This window comes from Desulfovibrio piger (assembly GCF_012843875.1).
GTDB lineage: Bacteria > Desulfobacterota > Desulfovibrionia > Desulfovibrionales > Desulfovibrionaceae > Desulfovibrio.
Genome location: NZ_JABAFY010000120.1, coordinates 1 through 774 on the forward strand (window position 1 = coordinate 1; position 774 = coordinate 774).

Genomic DNA, 774 nt, shown 5'->3' on the forward strand with positions numbered 1-774 from the left:
CATCTTTTCTTGCCGCCGTTCAAATCAGATGCATATCTTTGTGGGCAAACATAATTTGACGACACTATCTAGAACGTTTTTTCTGTTTCCCAAATGACAAGGGCTTCCTCCGGGTGCTGGGGAAGCCCTTTTTCGTGGATAAGCGTTTTGAGTAGGGGCTTACTTCTTCCATATAGTAAGGGCTGCTTGGGCAAGCTCTTCTTGGCGCTGCTGAATCTGCTCTATGCCCCAGTCATCATATTCAAGTAATTTTTTAGTAAGGTTAATATCTGACTCATTATAGCCTTTTTTCTTGTCAGAGAATTTTTTATTCGAATTTCTTTTATTAAAGTTCGCTCCAAGTAGAGTTAGATTTCCAAGTCTCCATAAATAATTTGCATGATCTTTTTCAGGAATGTTCCATTTGCTGTTGTTTTCAGGCATTATGTGTTCAATGTTAACTTTGTCGAAGTTGAGCGTTATGCTTGTTTCATTTTGATATTTATTTGCAATTTTTAATAAAATATATCTGATTAACGATTTTGTCGTTGTTTTGAATTTATTGAAGACTTGGAAAAAGTAATCATCATCGACGACCTCTTTTCTGATTTCGCTACAAGCTTCTTCTGATGTCATTTGTCCATGATAAATCTGATTTGCAATCCTTGTGAATATCTTTTCATATTTATTTGCAGTAATTCCGCAAATAGAAAAATTTCTAAGAGCGCGTTTGGAAACTCATTTATCAATAATGAAACGTTTCAACAGTATGCTTGCCATGGCTATTTGAGTCAT

Annotated in this window: 1 protein-coding gene; it reads right to left on the minus strand. The window is 35.4% G+C overall.

Going from position 1 to position 774, the window contains the following annotated elements; all coding sequences use genetic code 11:
• Positions 1-159: 159 nt before the first annotated feature.
• Positions 160-615, minus strand: a complete 456-nt coding sequence (locus HF854_RS12405) for an HNH endonuclease family protein (protein ID WP_168936560.1) — start codon at positions 613-615, stop codon at positions 160-162.
• Positions 616-774 lie beyond the last annotated feature (159 nt).

What these genes read in the sequence shown, in the direction of transcription:
- HF854_RS12405 (WP_168936560.1), bottom strand. Translation starts at nt 615, where the DNA reads ATGACATCAGAAGAAGCTTGTAGCGAAATCAGAAAAGAGGTCGTCGAT.